The organism is Pseudomonas sp. P2S-1, from assembly GCF_057197725.1.
This window is the reverse complement of the sequence record NZ_CM170068.1, coordinates 5493828-5513411: the sequence shown is the minus strand read 5'-3', so window position 1 is coordinate 5513411 and position 19584 is coordinate 5493828. Positions and strand designations below refer to the sequence as shown.

The window sequence follows — 19584 nt, the reverse complement described above, 5'->3', positions numbered from 1 at the left end:
TGATGCCAGACAACAATAGCTAATTGCCACTATTGGAGTCCAGACTTCCGGCCCCGTGGTGTGCGCTAGTTCACTTGCGGGGCGGCGGCAGCCCTGCGCTGGCGGCTGTAGTTCAGCGCCCAGTGCGCCACCAGGCCGAAGATCAGGCCCCAGAAGGCGGCGGCCAGGCCGAGGAAACTCATGCCCGAAGCGGTGACCAGGAAGGTGATCAGTGCCGGCTCGCGCTGTTTCTCGTCGGCCATGGCGCCGGCCAGCCCAGTCATGATCGCGCCGAACAGGGCCAGCCCGGCGAGGGCGGCGATCAGCTCGCGGGGCAAGGCCGCGAACACCGAGGCCAGGGTCGCGCCGAAGGTGCCCATCAGGATGTAGAACAGGCCGCAGGCGATCCCGGCCATATAGCGCTTGCTCGGTTGTTCGTGGGCCTCGCGGCCGGTGCAGATGGCGGCGGTAATGGCGGCGAGGTTAAAGCCGTGGGAGCCGAAGGGCGCAAGCAGCACCGAGCCGATGGCGGTCACGGCGAGGATCGGCCGCGCCGGGGTGTCGTAGCCGGCGCTGCGCATCACCGCCATGCCCGGCACGTACTGCCCGGTGAGGCTGACCAGGGCCAGTGGCAGGCCGATATTGATCACCGCATGCCAGCTCCATTGCGGCGCGGTGAAATGCGGTTCGGCGAGGGCCAGGGTCAGCGCCGAGGCATTCAGTTCGCCGAGCAGGCCGGCCACGGCGCAGCCGACGATCAGCACCGAGAGGATCGCGTAGCGCGGCGACAGGCGCTTGAACACCAGGTAGCTGGCGAACATCGCCAGCACCAGCGCCGGCTGCAGCTTGATCGAGGTGAACAGCTCGGCACCGAAGCGGAACAGGATACCGGCGAGCATGGCCGCGGCGATGGCCTTGGGCAGGCGGCTCATCAGGCGGTCGAAGGCGCCGCTGAGGCCGACCACGGCGATCACCAGCGCGGCGACGATATAGGCGCCGACTGCTTCGGCCAGGGACACCTGCGGCAGCATCGAGACCAGCAATGCCGCCCCCGGGGTCGACCAGGCAGTGATCACCGGGGCGCGCAGGCGCCAGCTGAGCAGCAGGCCGGTCACCCCGCTGCCGATGGAAATCGCCCAGATCCACGACGACACCTCGGCCGGCGACAGCTGCGCCTCGCGGGCGGCCTGGAACACGATGATCAGCGGGCCGGCGTAGGAAATGATCACGGCGATCAGGCCGGCGACCACGGCTGATAGCGAGAAGTCTTTTCCCAGGGTGTCCATGTGGAGGTCTCCAGTGCGGAAGGGAAGCAAATTGATTCGATCTTTTTTCAGCCTATTCGATTCAATTGAATCAATTCAATAGACTCAATTAAACAATTTGAAATATTCTCACGTCATCCAAGGCCAATTGCTTCGATGTGATAGGCTCGGCCGCACTTGTTTCCATCGGTAGTACGTCCATGTGGGTCCCTCTGCTCAACGCCTTCAATCAACCTGTTTACCTGTCCATCGCCGATGCCTTGGCGCGCGATATCGCCAGTGGCCTGCTCAAGCCCGGCGAGCGTTTGCCGACGTTGCGCGAACTGGCGCAAGCGCTGCAGGTCACGCCGGGGACGGTCAACCGCGCCTATGGCGAAGCGCAGCGGCGGGGTTTGTTGCAGGGGGAAGTCGGGCGCGGGACCTATGTGCGAGCGGTGCCGGTGGCGGAGGTGGTTGCCGAACCGGAGCCAGTACAACAGCCATCGCCGCTGGCGGTGGTGCCGCAGGTGCTGGACCTGTCGCTCATCAAGCCCGCGGGCGATACCGCCTCGACCTGGCTGCGTGGCGCCCTGGTCGAACTGGCCAATGGCACCGACTTCGCCCAGGCGCTGGACTACGCGCCGGATGGCGGTCACCCGGCGCACCGTGAGGCGGGTGCGCAATGGTTGCGGCATTCGCTGCCAGAAGCGGTCTGGCAGCAGGTGGTGATCACGGCCGGGGCCCAGCACGGGCTGCTGGTAGCGATCAGTGCGCTGACCGAAAGCGATGACCTGATCCTCTGCGAATCGCTGTGCTATCCCGGGATCATCTCCCTCGCCCACAGCCTGCAACGGCGTTTGCGCGGCGTGGAGATGGACGAGGAAGGCATCATTCCGGCGTCGCTGCGCGAGGTGTGCCAGCGCGAGCGGCCGGCGATGCTGGTGTGTGTCGCCACCTGCCAGAACCCGACCACGGCGACCATGTCGCATCAGCGGCGGGCGGAGATTGCGGCGATTGCCGAGGAATTCGACTTCCTGATTCTCGATGATGACATCTATGGGTTCCTCGCCATCGACACCGCGCTGCGGCCGCTGGCCAGTTATGCGCCGGAGCGTTCGGTGTATCTCACCAGCCTGTCCAAATCGGTGCTGCCGGCGTTGCGTATCGGTTACCTGTATGCCCCGGCGCGCTTGCTCTCGCGGCTGACGGCGATGGTGCGCAGCAGCGTGTGGATGCCCTCGCCGCTCACGGCGCAACTGGCGAGCAACATCATTCACGAGGGGCTGGATCAGCGCCTGGTGAAGCTGCAACGGGAAGAGGCGGCACGACGTCAGGCGATGGCCCGTGAACTGATGCCTGGGATGGCGATCAAGGCCCAGGCGCACAGCTATCACCTCTGGCTGGAGTTGCCGGAGCCGTGGAATGCCGATGAGTTCGCTCATCTGGCGCGGGCGCAGGGGGTGAAGGTGCTCAGTGGCTCGCAGTTCCAGGCGGAGCGCAGTGGGGTCAGTCGCGGGGTGCGAGTGGTGCTGATGTCGCCGACGCGGGAGGATGAATTGCGCTTTGCGCTGACACAGTTGGCCAGTTTGGTGGGGGTTGGTGATCCGCGGCGGTTTTACTGAGGGTCTTGGTTGACCTTGAGGGCCTCATCGCTGGCAAGCCAGCTCCCACAGTGACCGCGTCGAATCGGGTATTGGTGGCTGGCAGACAACCTTGTGGGAGCCGGCGTTGCCGGCGATCTGGCCAGACCAGGCAGCCATTTTGTTTGGTCTGACCTCATCGCTGGCAACGCCAGCTCCCACAGGTTCACTGCCGTTCCTGAGAGCGGCGCAGTACCTGTGGGAGCTGGCTTGCCAGCGATGAGGCCCTCAAGAACGAAGCAGAATTACCTGACGAACACCTGCGCCGTAGTAATCGCCATATCCCCCCCAGGCAACGTGATCTTGCCCAGCGGTTTCAAATTGTCCGCATCGAAGATCGCCACATCGTTGTACGTCCCCGCGAGATAGATCCTGCTCCCCGCCTTGTTCATCGAGACGCAGTAGTACGAGTGATCCAGGGTCGCCGCCTTGACCAGTTTCTTCTCCTTGATGTCGTACTTCGCCAGCCGGTTCAGCACGCCATACACCACGTTCGGATCCTTCGGCGAGCGCATGCCGCTGAAGTAGATTTCCGTCAGCGGACCGAAGTCGACGGTCTGGGTCTTGCCGGTCTTCAGATCGATGTTGAAGAAGCCATAGAGGTTTTCCGCCGTCGCCGGATCCTGCTTGTCATCGGTGAATTTCGCCGTGGTGTAGAGCAGCGAGAAGTCATGCCGATAGGTCTGCTGGTTCCACACATAGAGCACGTCCGGCGCGCTGTAGTTGGGGCGCTTCCAATGCCGGCTGGGGACCAGCACGTCGAACTTGCCGGTCTTCACATCCACCTTGTAGATATCCGGCCCGGCCACGTACAGGGTGCCGTCATCACCGCTTTGCATGATGGTCAGCTGGCGCGGTGCGGGGAAACTGCGCAGCGGCTTGGCATTCAACCCGCCATCGGTGCCGTAGACATCGAGACGCGGCGCCTGCACCTCATAGTGGTCACTGAAGATCTTGGTGGGGTTGGCTACGGTGTAGATCTCCTTGCCGTCATGACTGACGGTGAAGGAGAACATCGAGCGCGCTTTTTCACCCGGCAGCTGGGTGATGCTGGCGTGGAACACCTGCTTGCAGTTGTCCAGCTCGACACCATAGATATCGGCGTAGTGATTGTTCAGCACATAGGCGATGCGCTTGTCCGGCGACAGCTGCACCGAACCCGGGCCGAAGGCGTCGGGCATGGCGCAGGTCTTGTAGAGCTTTTCGCTGTTGAGGTCGATGACGTGCAGGTTGTTCGGGTAGTTGGTGACCACCATGTATTCGTGGCCGGCATTCAGCGCCTTGCCTTCGTCGGCGGCCATCGCCGTACCGGCGCCAAGCGCCACCAGGGCGGCCAGGCCGCGGGTTGCCATCTGGAGCATACGGGTATCCCTCTTCTTGTTCGCCTGGGGGCTCATTTGTCGTCCGGGAACACGGTCCCGAGGTTGCGCCAGTTGTCACCGGAGGACTGCGCGTCCTTGTTCCAGTCCGGGAAGGTACTCATCATGTCCGGCACCTGGGCCGGCCACCAGCACGGATCGGAGCAGCCATAGAGGTCCGATTCCATCGGCTGGCACAACGACGAGACGCCGCCAAAGGCGTCGATTTCCCAGCCCGGGTCGGTAGTCGAGGCGCAGCCGGCGACCGAGTTCATCGCCACCACTTCCTCGATGCGGTTTTCCTCGGCGGCCTGGTCCAGCTTGAGGGCTTTGTTGTTGATCGGCTTGAGATGTTTCATGTCAGTGCACCTTGCGCGCAGTGATGTAGCGAGTGATGAAGGCCGGGTTCTCGGCCATGATCCGGCTGTAGACTTCGATGCCGAAGTCCACCCAGTCACGCATCAGTTCGCAGTAGTGATAGGTCGGATGAGTCGGGTCGCCATACCGGGCATAACTCTCGTGATAGCAGCCACCGGAGCACAGGTTGCGGATGCGGCAGCTGTCGCAACCGGTGTTGGTGCGGTCCAGGCGCTGTGACAGGAAGTCGTTGAGCTCGACCTGCTTCACCCCGCTGTGCACGTTGCCGAAAGTCGGCAGGCTGGAGCCGGTGAAGCGGTGGCAGAGGTTCAGCTCGCCCTTGTGGTCCACCGCCAACATCTTCAGCCCGGCGCCGCACGGCAGCGCCTTCTTGTGCCCCTCGTGGATATCGGTGAGCAACTGGTGCAGGTTGGAGAAGCCGATATTGCGATGCTCCAGCGCCGCCTCCAGGTAGCGCCGACCGAGGGCCTTCATGTTGGCGAAGACCTCGACCAGTTCCTCGCCGGTGAGGTTGTAGCTGCTGATATCCCCCGAGGTCACCGGGGCGAAGCCGACCTCGGCAAAGCCCATCTCGTTGAACAGGTGGTTCCAGATGGTCTCGATATCGGTGACCCCGGTGGTCAGGGTCACCCGCGCGCCCACCGGACGGCTGTCGTAGCGCGACAGCAGCATGTCGGCCTTGCGCCGCACCACGTCATAGGTGCCCTGCCCGCCCACGGTGATGCGGTTGCGGTCGTGCACGGTCTTCGGCCCGTCGATGCTCACCGACAAGCCGAAGCGGTGGGCATTGAGGTAGTCGACGATCTCCTCGGTGAGCAAGGTGGCGTTGGTGGTCATGACGAACTCGACGCGCTTGCCCGCCTCGGCGAAACGCCGCTCGCAGTAGTCGACCATGTACTCGATCAGCTTGCGGTTGCTCAGCGGCTCGCCACCGAAGAACACCACGGTGTAGACCGGTTCGTCCGGCGACTCCTTGAGCAGCATTTCCACCGAGGCCACGGCGGTCTCGACGTCCATGCGCTTGCCGGCCGACGGCTTGTCCAGGTCTTCCTTGTAGCAGTAGGTGCAGCTCAGGTTGCAGCCGGTGTTGACGTTGAGCACCACGGTGTTCAGCGCCGTGCGCTCGACCCGCCTGGCGGAGATTTCCGGGGTCAGCGGCGAGCCGTCGCTGACCAGTTCCAGGGCGATCAGCTCGCGCAGCACCTCGTTGACTTCCGCCCCATCGAAGCGCTCGGCCAGGCGTTGCACCAGCGTTTCGCTGGAGCAGCCGGCGCCGCGCAGGCTGTCGATGATTTCCCCGGTCAGGGCATCGCTGGCGAACAGCGAGCTGCTGGGGATATGGAACAGCATGCGGGCGTCGTCGACCCGCACTTCATGCAGATTGCGTTCTACCAGGTTCAGGATGGCACCCATCACAACCTCCTCGAAAACTCGAATGTGGCCAGGTCAAACCGCCGCCTCACGGGATGGGCGGGTTGTTCCAGCGCTGGATGGTCACGATCATCTGGCCCTCGCCGGTGCGCGCCGTGCCGGCGTCATCCACCGCGGCGATCACCTTGAGGTTGCCGGCGTTGTTGGTGGACATCTTGCGCGCCGGGTTCGGCCCGGCATCGCCCGGGGTGAACACGCCGGTATCGGCCTGCATCACACCGGCGAACTTGACGTCCTCGTCCTCGCGGGCGCGCTCGTCGAACGGCTCGACCTTCCATTTGGCCGGGAACACGCCGATGCGGTAGGCCTTGCCATCGGCGCCCTGGCCCCAGGCCTCGGCGTCGAAGCGACCCTGCACCTTCGGCGTCGATCCGCCGTTGTCACCGACCCGGGCGACCGAGAAGGCCGGCACCACCTTCACTTCGGCGATCTCGCGATAGACCGCCAGTTGCTGGCCGCCGAGCTTGCCGACGGCAACCTCCTGCAGACCGCTGGCAGCTTCGGCGGACGCTTTTACCTTCACCCGAATCCGTTGTGGCGTGTTCTCCAGCACCTCGACCACCTCGACGCCTTTGCCGAACGATGGCGTGCCGCTCAGGCCGCTGCCGACCAGGGTCAGTTCGCTTTCGCTGCCGGCCTTCACATAGCCCGGCTGCACCGCCAGCAGACGCGCACTGCCCTGCTGCGCGGCGGTGAAATCGAGGCCGCGTTCGTCGTGTGTCTTGTCGAACATGCGACCAGTGAGCTGGCCATTATTGGCGGCGAGCACCTGGCGCATGCTCACGCCGTCCACGGTGACCGTGCCACGCCATTCATAGCCGCTGTAGAGCACCGCCGAGCCGTCGCCCTTGAACGGCGTACCGTCGGCGTACTGGCCGTCGAGGCTGACCTTGAAGCGATCGCCGTCCTCGGCAGTGACCTTCATCACCCCGTTGAGCTCGCCCTTGCCCGGCAGATGGCCGCTGAAGCTCCAGTCGCCGGCCAGGGTCGCGGACTTCGGCATGGACTTCTGCCAGTCGCTCCAGGCCTTGCTGTCGAAGGGGTATTTCTGCGCGAGCAGCGGGACCATGTCCTTCTTCGCCAGATCGAACCAGTCGCGGTCGCGGGACAGCGCCTGATACTCCAGGGACGGCCACTGGCCGAGGTGGAAATTCACCAGCCGCTCCCATTCCTGGGCCGGCCGCCGCTGCAGGGCGATCCGCGCGCCGGAGTGGCAACGGGCACACATCTGCTGGGTCGGTTCCTCGATCTTCTCGACGGTGTTCAGGCGGCGTTCGAGGGCGTAGCGCACGCCATCGGTCTCGCTGGGGGCGAGGCCCTGGGTGTCGGCGAGGTACTTGACCAGGGTGCGACGGTCTTCGTCGCTGATCTGCAACTGGTGCATGGTCTGCATGCGGCCGATGGTCATCAGCCAGCCTTCCGGGGTCTTGCGCTGGTGGCTGATGCGGCTCAGGGCGTCGTTACCTTCGGGAAGGTGGCAACCCTGACAGGTCTCCATAAGAATCTGCTTGCCCTCGCGGGCCTCACTGACCTGCGGCTGCACGGCAAGGCCGACGGCCACTGCCAGCAGGCCACCGGCGCTGGCGAACCTGAGTGTTCTCTTCATCGATGACTGACCTCCCACGGGGTTCTTCTTATTGTTCGTACACTTCTTATAGGTCTCTTCCGTCGGCCGTACAGCGGCAGAGCGCGCACCGAAGAGCCGCTTGAGGGTGTCGATACATATTGTGTGCCAAGAGCCGCAAGCGCCGTTTTACGCGGCTTGCAGGCCACGGCAGGCGGGCCTTGCGGCGCTTTTCGCGACGGATGAGACGGCGTGAGACGGCTGTCTCAAGGCGCCGAGACTGTCTCGCCCGCTGTCGCACTTTGCGACGACCGGCATGAGACCGGGGTTTGCCGAACAGGTGCCCCGGCCTTGGATTGCATGGGCTGGCGCCGACATCCACGGGCTTGGCACAGCGGTTGCGATGGCCCTGGCAATCACTCACAAGAACGAGGTTTGCCATGTCCACCACTGCCCCTTTGCACCCGGCCGTCGAGGCTTTCGTCCGGCGTGCGCCGACCATGCTGATCGGTGCCGACTGGGCCGAGGCCGCCGACGGCGAACGCCTGACCCTGCGCAACCCGGCCACCGGCGAGGTACTGTGCCAGGTACCGGCCGCCACCCCGGCCGATGTGGCCCGGGCAGTGGGCGCGGCGCGCCAGGCCTTCGACGACTCGGCCTGGAGCCGCACCCGCCCGCGCGAGCGGCAGAACCTGCTGTGGAAGCTGGCCGACCTGATGGAGCGCGACGCCGAGATCCTCGCCCAGCTCGAATGCCTGAACAACGGCAAGAGCGCGGTGGTGGCGCGGGTCATGGACGTGCAGTTGTCCATCGACTTCCTGCGCTACATGGCCGGCTGGGCGACCAAGGTCGAGGGGCATACCGTCGATGTGTCCATGCCGCTGATGCCGAACGATGAGTTCCACGGTTTCGTCCGTCGCGAGGCGGTGGGTGTGGTCGGTGCCATCGTCGCCTGGAACTTCCCGTTGCTGCTGGCCTGCTGGAAGCTCGGCCCGGCGCTCGCCACTGGCTGCACCGTGGTCCTCAAGCCGGCCGACGAGACCCCGCTCAGCGCCCTGAAGCTGGCCGAGCTGGTGCTGGAAGCGGGCTACCCGGCCGGGGTGTTCAACGTGGTCACCGGCACGGGCGCCATTGCCGGCGACGCCCTGACCCGCGACCCGCGGGTGGACAAGCTGACCTTCACCGGCTCCACTGCCGTCGGCCAGCACATCGGCCGCATTGCCATGGACAACATGACCCGGGTCACCCTGGAACTGGGCGGCAAATCGCCGACCATCGTCATGCCCGACGCCGACCTCGCCAGCGCTGCTGCCGGGGCGGCCACGGCGATCTTCTTCAACCAGGGCCAGGTGTGCTGCGCCGGTTCGCGGCTGTATGTGCACCGCAAGCATTTCGACAATGTGGTCGCGGATATCGCCGGGATCGCCAATGGCATGAAGCTGGGCAACGGCCTCGATCCGAGCGTGCAGATGGGCCCGCTGATTTCGGCGCGCCAGCAGAAGCGCGTGTTCGACTACATCGAGCAAGGACGTGGCAGCGGCGCCACCATTGCCTGTGGCGGCGAGCAGTTCGGGCCGGGGTATTTCGTCAAGCCGACGGTGATCGTCGATGTGGACCAGAAGCATCCGCTGGTGCAGGAAGAGATCTTCGGGCCGGTGCTGGTGGCGATGCCGTTCGATGACGAGGCCGAGGCGCTGCGGCTGGCCAATGACAGTCCTTACGGGCTGGGGGCGAGTATCTGGTCGAATGACCTGGGCGCGGTGCACCGGATGATTCCGCGAATCAAGTCGGGCTCGGTCTGGGTCAACTGCCACAGCGCCCTGGACCCGGCACTGCCGTTCGGTGGCTACAAGATGTCCGGCGTCGGCCGCGAGATGGGCGCGGCGGCGATCGAGCACTACACCGAGGTGAAGTCGGTGCTGATCAAGCTGTAACGCAAATTCAGGTACCAGATGCCCAGTGGCTGATCGGGGCTGATCATCACATGCGAGGGCGGTCTGGTACCTGATCTATTTCTTGCACTTGAGATGTAGGAAATATCCCAGGAATATCCTTTAGTTAATGCAGGAAGATTCCTTCTACCGCCACGGGAATTTCCTGAACCATCCGCGCACAAACTGAAAAATAAAGACAAGTTACTGATATATAAACAAAATTAAATATCACCCAAGAAACTGCGGGCGTGGAACGATAGCACCCTGCACTTTTGATTTATCGGTTATCTGCGATTAGCTTCTAGCCCTCGATAATCTTTCATGGGGCCTTCCCTTGAGCGTTTTAATGGGGTTGTTGACTGCCTTGCTTTGGGGGGTTACGGACTTCCTGATAGGTATCAACGCGCGAAGTGTCGGAGTAAGACAAGCCGTTTTCTTCAGTCAGGCCTTTGGGCTGCTGTTGATGGTCAGCATCATCGTGGTGTCTGGTGATCAGTGGGCAGTGCTGACTCCGGCGCCCCTTTCGGTAGTGATCCTTGCTGTGACTGCCTCGATATTTACGGTGTCAGGCGCCTTGGCGCTTTCCAAAGCGTTCCAGCTAGGTAAAACGGCGTTGGTCGCACCGCTGGTAACGATGTACGGAGTATTCACCACTCTTCTGGCCTGGCTGGGAGGCGAAGTGCTTTCGGGGTGGCAGCTCTCAGGGATCCTGATTTGTGTTGTCGGCGTGTTGTTCGCCAGCGCCGGGCACAGCACAACCTCAGTTGAGGACAAGTCCCGTAGCAATGCCCCTTTCATGTATGCCCTGTTGGCAGCGATGCTCTATGGCACCAGCTTCTGGGTTCAAGGCAGTTTTGTCTTGCCAACACTTGGCCCGATAAACATGCTTGCCCTTGGGTACGCCGTTGGCGTTATCGTGTGATTCCGGAGAGCCTCAGAGTCCTGCGTCGATACAAAGCTCTAAAGCCGCTGGTATTCCTGAGTCTTGTCAGCGCAAGCGTTCTTAACCTGGGTGCGTTTTCCGCATTTTCCTGGGGAGTGGTACATGGCTCGATTTCAGTTGTAACGGTCATCAGCACCCTGTCAGGTGCCATTGCCGCGATTCTCGGATATTTCCTTCATCAGGAACGCCTCAGCGCTCTTCAGATATTCGGGATTGGTTTAGCATTGGCGGGAACAATGTCGATTCACTTCTATGGGTGACGAGCCCCGAAAAGTTGGCGGGCACTGAGGGCCTCATCGCCGGCAACGCCGGCTCCCACAGGGTTCTGAGACAGCCATAAAACTTGTGGTCGCCACAGACCCTGTGGGAGCTGGCTTGCCAGCGATTGGGCCCGACCTGACAACATCATTGCCCTTGCCGGCCTCATCGCTGGCAAGCCAGCTCCCACAGGGTTCGAAGCTAGCCATGGGCGTTGTGTTCGACGCGGACATTGTGGGAGCGGGTTTACCCGCGATTGCGGTGGTGGGCCCACTATTGCAATCGCGGCGGTTCGGCGCTCCGATGAACCCGCTCCCACAGGGTCCGCGCTCTGCTTCAGGGGCGGTAACCCTGGCTCAGGAGCCAGCTGCGCAGGTATCGCTGTTGCTCCGGGCTCAGATGAGCCAACACCTGCTCCGCCGGCTCGCTGTGCAACCGACTCACCAACGGCGCCAGCTCCACCCCATTCAAATGCCAGATCCCCAGCGGCTGATCCGGGCTGATCACCACCTGCGCAAGATCCACGAACCCATCCCGCAACACCGGCGCCTGCTCGACCCGCAGATCATCGAAACACGCCTCGGCATGCACTGGCTCGCCATCCGGCCACTGCCGCCGTACCTGCCAGAACGGCTCCTCGGCCCAGCGCCGTTCCTCCAGATAGAAATCCCGCCCCAGCCGGGCGAAACGCCAGAACAGGTGCTCGACCCGTTGCTGATGGAACCGCAACGCCAGCTCACGCCGCTCGGGATGAACCAGCAAGGTGTTGATCACCGCCGGCGCCTGCAACGCCGAGGACAGCGACTGGAAGATCCCATTGCCCGACAGCGGATCCACCGCCATCGCCGCATCCCCGACCCGCAGCCAGTTCTCCCCGCCACACACGGGCGTAAGGATCGCCGTGCTGCTCCGGGCATGCAGTTCGAGATCCTGTTCCTGGTCGTTGTCGAAGAACGCCTTGGCCAGTACCGATTCCCAGCGCCGCGCCCGGCAGAAATCCAGCAGCGCTGCCTTTTCCGGCAACGGCGTGGCGCCGACATCCAGGGTCCACTGCCAGTAGCAGCGGCCATCCGCCTGGCGGGCCATCCACATCCAGCCATCAGGCTGGCTTTCCACCGCACTGGCGCTTTTGCCGGGCGGGCCTTGCCAGCGATTGAGCAGGCTCAGCGTCTCCGGCCCACGGGCGGCACGGCCAATGGATTTATCGTGTTGCGGGGCCTGACGACCACGGGCTTCGACATGGAAATCGGCGACCAGGGAAGGCGCGCCATCCAGTTCGATCACGCTGCGTCCGTCCTCCTGCCGCACACCCAGCACCCGCGCTTCGACCAGGGCAATGCCCGCGGCATGCAGATCGTCCCGCAGCCCCTGATCGAAGCGCGGACGGTCCAGGAGGAATTCGACATTGCGATTCTGCGCTTCACTGTTCCACCGCGAATGCCGCCGCGACGGCTCACCCGCCACCGCCAGCGCATGGTTCAAACCCGCCCCGCGCAACGCCTCCAGCACCCGCTGGGAAACCCCTTCAAGCGCCGCGAAACGCCGCCATTCACTGACCACGCTGACCGGGTAGCCGAGCCGCTTGAGACCAAGGGCAACCGCCGCGCCCGCCGGGCCGGCACCTAATACGACAATGGATTTCAAGCACGTCCTCGATATTCACGACCACGGTAATGAGCGTTGTGCAGCAGCCAGGCCATGACCAGCGCATTGGTGGCATGGGGCTGGTCACGCAGGAACGCGGCGATTTGACCGGTCAGCGCCGCACAACCGAAACTGGCACCGGACAACGGACTTTCCTTGGCCCGCACGCAGGCGCCGAAGTCGGCCTGCGGGCTGTCCAGCCAGCTCCATTCGTCACGCTGGCAACGGGCATCGCCGGTGATGCGCAGCACGCCCGGATAGGCGGCGGGATAGACCGGCGCACCCTGCGCCGGTGTCGAGGCGCAGATCAGCACGCCGGCCTGCTGCGCCGCCTCGCAGGCTTCGCGCAACGCCGGGCGATCTTCGCGCAGGCCGAGGCTGAGGTTGATCAGGCGCACGCCGCGCATCACCAGCCATTCGATCCCGGCCGCCACCTGCAAGGCACTGGTCACGCCACGCTCGTCAAAGACCTGGGCGACATGGATCGGCATATCACCCGCCCCCGCCGCGATCAGCTCGACCACCGCACTGCCATGCCCCAGGGCATCTTCCCGCGCGGGTTGTTCGCTGACCCCGACCGCCGCCAACTGGAAGCGGCGCGACTCCGCTACCCGCTCCAACGGCGCGCCGCTGTCCACCACGCCGATCCGCACCTCAGACATGCCCCGCCTCCCGCTCGCGCAACTGGCCGTCCTGCAGGATCAGGTGCAGATCGGCATTGGCCAGGGTCGAGGGGCGATGGCTGACCAGGATCCGCGTGCGGTCAGAAAAGAGTTGGTCTATTGCAGCTATCACTTCGCGCTCCGTGTCTTCATCGACTTGTGAGGTGGCTTCATCCAGCACCAGCAGCAGCGGATTCTGGAGCAATGCGCGGGCAATGGCGATACGTTGTTTCTGTCCGCCGGAAAGTTGCTGCCCGCGCTCGCCCAGCGGGCTGTCCAGGCCCTCCGGCAAACTGGCGATCAAAGTGTCCAGGCGCGCCAGCCGGGCGACCTCGGCGATCGCCTCGCGGCTGGCGTCCGGAACGCTGTAGGCGAGGTTGTCGGCGAGGCTGCCGCGGAACAGCACGATATCCTGGCTGACCACCGCCACGCGCCGACGCAGGTCATGCAGATCGAGCTCGCGCAGATCGGTACCGCCCAGCAGGATCTGCCCGGCCTGGGGGTCGTAGAAACGTTGCAGCAGATCGATCAGCGTCGACTTGCCGGCACCGGACATGCCGCTCAACGCCACCTTGCGGCCATGGGGAATCTTCACCTCGACACCCTGCAATATCGGAGGCCGGCCCGGGTGGGCGAAGCACACGCCGCGCAGGTGCAGATCGCCACGCTCCGGCATCGGCCGGGTATCGGCGGGGCTTTCCACTTCCGGCGCTACGCCACGCAACTCCATGACCCGGCCAAGGCTGACGCTCATGCGCTGCATCGCCACATACAGCCCGAGCAGGCTCTGCACCGGGCCGACTGCCATGCCAAGGTAGGTGGAAAAAGCGATCAGCGCCCCCAGTTGCCAGGTGCCCTGCACCACCCAGTAGCCGCCGACCAGGAAGGCGCAGGCACGGGACAGCGAGGTCAGGGTGCCGGGCACCGCCTGGGTAAAGAACTCGGTGACCTGCAGGCGCAGCAACTGGCTCATGTAGCCCTGCCCCAGTCCGTCGAGCCGACGCGCCTCACGCTGCTGCTGGCCGGCGGACTGGATGAATTTCATCGCCGGCAGGGTCTCCACCAGGAACGACGAGACATCCGCCGAACGCTCGCGCAACTGGCGCACCTCACGCTCCACCTTGCGCCGCATCCAGCGCAGCCAGAGCACGTCGAGCGGGATCAGCAGCAGGGCCAGCAGCGACAGTTTCCACGACAACACCAGCAGCATGCCCAGCGCACAGACCAGGCCGATCACGCTGGACACGGCGGAGAACAATGAGTCCACGGCAAAGCGCTGGATCTCGGCGACATCGCCATCCAGGCGCGACATCAGGTCACCCAGGCGGCGCTGGCCGTAGAAGGTCGGCGAGAGGCGTTGCAGATGGCGATACAGCTCGTCGCGCAGGGCGAACAGGATGCGCCCGGACAGGCGGGTGTGCAGGTAGCGGTTGAGTCCGGACAACAAGGTGCCGAGGATACCGGCGAGGATCATCGCCCCGGCGACCAGCACCAGGGTCGGGAAGTCCTTCGCCAGCAGGCCGTCATCGATCAGCAGCTTGGTCAGCCAGGGCTGCACCAGCACCAAGGCCGTAGCGCACATCGACAGGCCGAGCAGCCCGAGGATCGCCAGGCGGTGGGGGCGGATGAATCCGTAGAGCCAGTGCAGGGCGTCATGCAGGGCGGGCCGGTCCTGATGCTCGATCAGGCGGCTGAGCAGACGCTGCATCACGAATTCATCTGCTTGAGCTTGCGGTACAGCGTGGCGCGACTGATGCCCAGGGCCGTGGCGGCCGCGGTGGCGTTGCCGTGATGGCGGTCGAGGGCCTGGCGGATCAGCTCCAGCTGGTTGTCGCGCAGGCTTTCCCGTTTCGCCGGTTGCTCGCCGGCGCGCAGTTCATCGAGCAGGTTGTCCGGCAGATGATCGAGGCCGAGCACCTGCTCGCCCTCCTCGCGCATGGCCAGCAGCAGGCGCAGGCTCATTTCCAGTTGGCGGATATTGCCCGGCCAGTGATAGCCGTGGAACAGCTGCGCCAGCTCGTCGGAGAGGCGCACGCCCTGGCCACCGAGACGCGCCAGCAGGCTGTCGATCAGTGCTGGCAGGTCGTCGCGCTCGCGCAGGGGCGGCAGTTGCACGCTGATGCCGTTGATCCGGTAGTAGAGGTCTTCGCGGAAATGCTGGTCCTGCACCTGGGCCTTGAGGTCGCGGTGGGTGGCGCAGATCAGGGCGATATCCAGGTCTTGCTCCTGGGCCGCACCCAGCGGCGCCACCTTGCGCTCCTGCAGGACCCGCAACAGCCGCGCCTGCAGGGCCAGCGGCATATCGCCGACCTCGTCGAGGAACAGCGTGCCACCATGGGCCTGTTGCAGGCGCCCGACCATGCCGCCGCGCCGGGAACCGGTGAAGGCGCCTTCGCGGTAGCCGAACAGTTCGGATTCGATCAGACCCTCGGGAATCGCCGCGCAGTTCACTGCGACAAAGGGTTTGCCGGCCCGGGCGCTTTCCTGATGCAGGGCACGGGCGACCACTTCCTTGCCGCTGCCGGTCTCGCCCAGCAGCACCACCGGCAGGTCGTTGGCCAGGCCCTGGCGCGCCATGCGCAGGGTGCGGGCGAAGCGGCTGTTGCCGGCGCCGAGGGTTTCCAGCGAAGGCGTGGTCGAGACGGGGCGGCTGACGACGGCCGGCACCGACAACGCCAACGGTCGCTGCGGCACATGCAGGGTCTTGTAGTGGAAGGCGCCCTTGGCGGTCTCGACGCTGTCGACCTGGCCCTGTTGCAGACGCGCCAGCCACTGCTCGACACGCAGGCCCAACAGGCTGTCGCAGCGCTGGCCGACCAGATTGCCGCGGTCGCTGCGCAGCAACTGGCAGGCCTGGTTGCTGGCGGCGAGGATGCGCCCGTCGAGGCTGACCGCAAGCAGGCCCTGCCAGCAGGAATCGAGGTATTGGCGACGGCTGTGGAAGGCGAGGACGATCTGTTCCGGGAAGCTGTTCCTGAACAGCCGGCTTTCGATCTGCATCACCGCCAGGGCCAGCAGCGCAGTACGGTCCGGCAGGCGGCCGAGGGGGCCCTGGCGGGTCAGGTCGAGGACCCCGAGCAGTTCGCCTTGCGGGCAGTGGATGGGCACCGAGGTGCAGGAGAAATCGCTGAGGCGTTCGAGGAAGTGTTCGCCGCAATCGATCTGTACCGTGCGTGCTTCCACCAGGGCGGTGCCCAGGGCATTGGTGCCGCGGGCCGCTTCGCTCCAGCAGGTACCGGGGGCGATATCGCCGAGGCCACGCTGCTTGAGCACGGCGGACTCGCCCTGGATAGTGAGGATGGTGGCGTCGGCATTGGCCAGGATCACCAGGCTGTCCTGGCCCTGGCGGGCGCCGAGGTAGTCGAGTTCGGCAGTGGCGGCGTCGAGCAGCGGGCGGTTGTTGGCCAGCAACAGATCGAGGCTGGCGGCGGACGTCAGGGCGACTTCCTGGCCGGCGTTACCGGTGACCCCATGATCAAGGCTGCGGCGCCAGGAGGCATCGATTTCGGCGCGCAGGAAACCGTCGGGCAACTGGCCCTCGATGGACAGGCGTTCCCGGGCAAGGCGTGGGTTCGAGGTCGGGGCGGTTTTTATTGTGCTCATCGGCGGCTCCGGATCGGGTATCCGATACAAGCAAGACCTGCGCCAGATCAGGCGGGTAACACTTCCCTGGGATCTTGGGTGTAGCTGATGGCCTCATCGCTGGCAAGCCAGCTCCCACAGGTACTGCACAGATCTCAAGGTTTGTGCTGACCCTATGGGAGCTGGCTTGCCAGCGATTGGGGCCACCACAGCAATCCGAGTATAACCCCGTTACAAAAGCCCCAGCGACTTGGCCCGGGCCACCGCCTGGGTGCGCCGCTCAACCCCGAGCTTGCTGTTGATATGGCTGGCGTGGGTCTTCACGGTATGCAGCGAGATGAACAGTTGCTCGCTGATTTCCTGGTTGGAGCACCCCTGGGCAATCAACTTGAGCACCGAATGTTCGCGGGCACTGAGGGTGTCCGCACTGGCCGCTTCCTGGCTCGGCAGCAGCCCCAGCAAACTGGCCTGCGCCGGGCTCGCCGGCTGCGCCTGAAGCTGTTCACGCAACCAGTCGGGATGCTCCGCAAGCAGGCGTTGGAACGGTTGCAACGCCCCGCCCCGCGCCGCTTCGAGCGCCTGGACAAAACGCTCGCGGGCCTCCGCCTGCTCTCCCTGCGCCAGCAACAAACCAACCTGCTGACACAGCGCGATCACACACAGCAACTGCCCACCACTGGCCTGCCCACGGTTGACCAGCGCCTGCAAGCGCTGCCCGGCCTGGGCGCTCCGCCCCTGGGCCTGCTCCAGCAAGGCCTGCTGCAACTCGATATGCAGCGGCAGCAACGGATGGAATTCCGGCGCCGCCGCAGCCTGCTGACCACCATAGGTCTGGCTCAGGCGCAGCAGCCAGGACTCGGCCAGGTCGTTGCGCCCCTGGGCCAGCCACAGTTCGCATTTCACCAGGGTGATCATCGCCAGGTAGAAGATCGGCGGCACGTCCCAGATATGCATCAGGCGTTCGGCCTCGGCCAGCTCGGCGAACGCTTCGGCGAAACGCCCTTCGCGCCCGTCCAGGGTCGCCAGCGCGCAGTGGCCGATCAGCACGCTGATATCGCGACAGGCCCGGGCCTCGATCAGTCCGGCTCGCAGACGACTGCGGCCGGCGTCGGATTGCAGACGCCCGACCAGCAGGTAGCCCTCGTACAGCATCAACCGCGCGCGTACCGCATACAGCCGCTGCGACGACAGCCCGCGTAGCCGATGCAGGCCCTGGCGCACTTCATCCATGGCCCGCAGTACTTCGCCCCGGGCATGCAGGACCCGGGCACGGTCATAATGGGTCAAGGCTTCGAACAGCGGATTGCCGACCCGTTGCGCCAGCTCCAGTGCTTCACGGTTCCAGCCCCGGGCGCGCCAGAAATCGGCATCGGCGATGGCCAGGTTGGACAGGGTCGAGAGGCACATCAGGCGTTGCCCGTAGCGCTTGTGCGGCAGGCTTTGCAGGGCCTGCTCGCAATAGGATCTGGTGCGCTCGCGATCGCCGCGCCCGCGGGCGATGATCCCGCTCAGCGCCAGCCATTGGGCGAGCATGGATTTCTGCGCGGTGGCCGAGGGTGCCGGAAGGAAGCGGCTGAGGTGGCTGGCCAGTTCCTCGGCCGCATCCAGTTGGCAAGCCAGGCCGAGGGCCCAACTGTACAGGACGATAAGCCGCGGTGTGCTGATCAGCAGGCTATCGGGCAGGTCCATCTTCCAGCGCAGGAGCATGCCGACGTTCTGCTCGGCCAGCAGTTGTTCTTCCGAAAGGTTCTGCACCAGGTTGGCGGCGACATCAAGATGGCCGGCACGCAACGCCTGTTCCACCGCTTCGTCGAGCAGGCCCTGGCCGTGGAACCAGCGGCACGCCCGCAGGTACAGGCTCGACAACGGCAAGCTGGCCTGGCGGGTGCGCAGCAGGTCGGAAAACAGATGGTGATAGCGGAACCAGTAACCGTGTTCGTCCAGCGGCACGAGGAACACCTGGTGCGATTGCAGGAAGCGCAGGATCTCGCTGCTGTCGTGGCTTTCCCGCAGGGCGTCGCAGAGGTCGGCGCAGAAGCGGTCCTGGCAGGCGGTGTCGTTGAGGAAGGCCTGCACCTCGGGCGGCAGGCAGTCGATGACTTCTTCCAGCAGGTAATCGCGGATCAGCCCTTCGCCACCGTGCAGGGCCTGGGGCAGATGGTGGTCGGCACCGGATTCGTTGGCCGCCAGCAGCCAGAAGCGCAGGCCGGCGACCCAGCCGTCGCTGCGCTGGACCAGGTTGTCCAGCGCCTGGCCACGCAGGAGCGAGGGATGCTGGCCGAGTACGGCGAAGGATTCGTCGGGGGTCAGGCGCAAGTCTTGCTCGGTCAGTTCCAGCAGTTGCCGCGACAGGCGCAGGCGCGCCAGGTGCCAGTCCGGGCGCAGGCGGCTGGTGACCAGCAGCACCAGCCCTGGCGGCAGGTGGTTGAGGAAGAATTGCAGGCAGCGGTCGAGCACCGGCCCCTGGGCCAGGTGATAGTCGTCGAGGACCAGGAGGATCGGCGCGCCGCCTTGCAGGTGCACGGCCAGTTCGTCGAGCAGGCCGTCGAGCCATTCCTCGAAGGCGAAGGGCTGGTGGCGCTGGCGCATCTTCAGCAGGCCGAGGGCCTGGGCGCCGAGGCTCGGGCAGTGTTGCTGGAGGCCTTCGAGCAGGCGTTCGAGGAAGCGACCGGGATCGGCATCACGCTTGCTCAAGCCCAGCCACAGGCTGCGCCATTGCGCGGGCAGGTTCTGGCAGAACTCAACCGCCAGGGAGCTTTTACCGAAGCCAGCGGGAGCATTGACCAGCAGCAGCCGACCACCGAGCCCGGCCTGCAGGCGCTGGCACAGGCGAGCGCGCGGCACATGCCCGTCAGGCAGCGGCGGCCGGTAGAAACGCCCTTCCAGCGCAGACACGGTCTGGCCGGGGAACCCTTGCGTGCTGGACAGATCGGTCATGGCCGGCTCGGTTGGTGGAAAGTCTCGGCG

Annotated in this window: 12 protein-coding genes and 1 pseudogene; 3 read left to right on the top strand and 10 right to left on the bottom strand. The window is 64.9% G+C overall.

The features are described from left to right. Window positions 1-65: 65 nt before the first annotated feature. Complete coding sequence (locus AC2CQI_RS24695; RefSeq protein WP_484578170.1) at window positions 66-1265, bottom strand: benzoate/H(+) symporter BenE family transporter; 1200 nt, start codon at window positions 1263-1265, stop codon at window positions 66-68. Window positions 1266-1444: 179 nt separating this feature from the next. Between AC2CQI_RS24695 and AC2CQI_RS24690 the strand changes: the two genes are divergently transcribed. Further along, on the top strand, window positions 1445-2845 hold the full coding sequence (locus AC2CQI_RS24690; protein WP_484578169.1) for an aminotransferase-like domain-containing protein: 1401 nt from the start codon (window positions 1445-1447) through the stop codon (window positions 2843-2845). A gap of 263 nt (window positions 2846-3108) precedes the next feature. Here AC2CQI_RS24690 and peaD read toward each other — a convergent pair whose 3' ends face one another. From peaD to peaA, 4 genes are read right to left on the bottom strand one after another with little or no spacing between them, the layout of a single operon-like run. Next, window positions 3109-4224: a quinohemoprotein amine dehydrogenase subunit beta gene (peaD, locus tag AC2CQI_RS24685; RefSeq protein ID WP_484578168.1), complete on the bottom strand. Its 1116-nt coding sequence runs from the start codon at window positions 4222-4224 to the stop codon at window positions 3109-3111. A gap of 32 nt (window positions 4225-4256) precedes the next feature. Continuing rightward, window positions 4257-4580, bottom strand: a complete 324-nt coding sequence (gene qhpC / locus AC2CQI_RS24680) for a quinohemoprotein amine dehydrogenase subunit gamma (RefSeq protein ID WP_484578167.1) — start codon at window positions 4578-4580, stop codon at window positions 4257-4259. Window position 4581: 1 nt separating this feature from the next. Then, a complete protein-coding gene (peaB, locus tag AC2CQI_RS24675; protein WP_484578166.1) occupies window positions 4582-6012 on the bottom strand; it encodes a quinohemoprotein amine dehydrogenase maturation protein in 1431 nt (476 codons plus the stop codon). A 46-nt stretch (window positions 6013-6058) separates the two neighbouring features. After that, window positions 6059-7636 (bottom strand): quinohemoprotein amine dehydrogenase subunit alpha, encoded by a 1578-nt coding sequence (peaA, locus tag AC2CQI_RS24670; protein ID WP_484578165.1) that lies wholly within the window; start codon window positions 7634-7636, stop codon window positions 6059-6061. A 398-nt stretch (window positions 7637-8034) separates the two neighbouring features. Between peaA and AC2CQI_RS24665 the strand changes: the two genes are divergently transcribed. Both AC2CQI_RS24665 and AC2CQI_RS24660 read left to right on the top strand, forming a co-directional pair. Continuing rightward, entirely contained in the window at window positions 8035-9528 is a 1494-nt protein-coding gene (locus AC2CQI_RS24665; RefSeq protein WP_484578164.1) for an aldehyde dehydrogenase family protein, read from the top strand. A 346-nt stretch (window positions 9529-9874) separates the two neighbouring features. Further along, window positions 9875-10731, top strand: a pseudogene (locus tag AC2CQI_RS24660) (DMT family transporter). A 334-nt stretch (window positions 10732-11065) separates the two neighbouring features. Here the strand turns inward: AC2CQI_RS24660 and qhpG are convergent. The 5 genes from qhpG to AC2CQI_RS24635 form a co-directional block, all read right to left on the bottom strand. Beyond that, a complete protein-coding gene (gene qhpG, locus AC2CQI_RS24655; RefSeq protein ID WP_484578163.1) occupies window positions 11066-12373 on the bottom strand; it encodes a flavin-dependent monooxygenase QhpG in 1308 nt (435 codons plus the stop codon). Beyond that, on the bottom strand, window positions 12370-13035 hold the full coding sequence (qhpE, locus tag AC2CQI_RS24650; protein ID WP_075801241.1) for a subtilisin-like serine protease QhpE: 666 nt from the start codon (window positions 13033-13035) through the stop codon (window positions 12370-12372). Before qhpE ends, qhpG begins: the two co-directional genes overlap by 4 nt. After that, window positions 13028-14743: an ABC transporter ATP-binding protein gene (locus tag AC2CQI_RS24645; RefSeq protein WP_484578162.1), complete on the bottom strand. Its 1716-nt coding sequence runs from the start codon at window positions 14741-14743 to the stop codon at window positions 13028-13030. Before AC2CQI_RS24645 ends, qhpE begins: the two co-directional genes overlap by 8 nt. Next, window positions 14743-16638, bottom strand: coding sequence for a sigma-54-dependent Fis family transcriptional regulator (locus tag AC2CQI_RS24640; protein WP_484578161.1), 1896 nt, complete (start codon window positions 16636-16638; stop codon window positions 14743-14745). Before AC2CQI_RS24640 ends, AC2CQI_RS24645 begins: the two co-directional genes overlap by 1 nt. 210 nt (window positions 16639-16848) lie before the next feature. Further along, entirely contained in the window at window positions 16849-19554 is a 2706-nt protein-coding gene (locus AC2CQI_RS24635) for a helix-turn-helix transcriptional regulator (RefSeq protein ID WP_484578160.1), read from the bottom strand. Window positions 19555-19584: the final 30 nt, after the last annotated feature.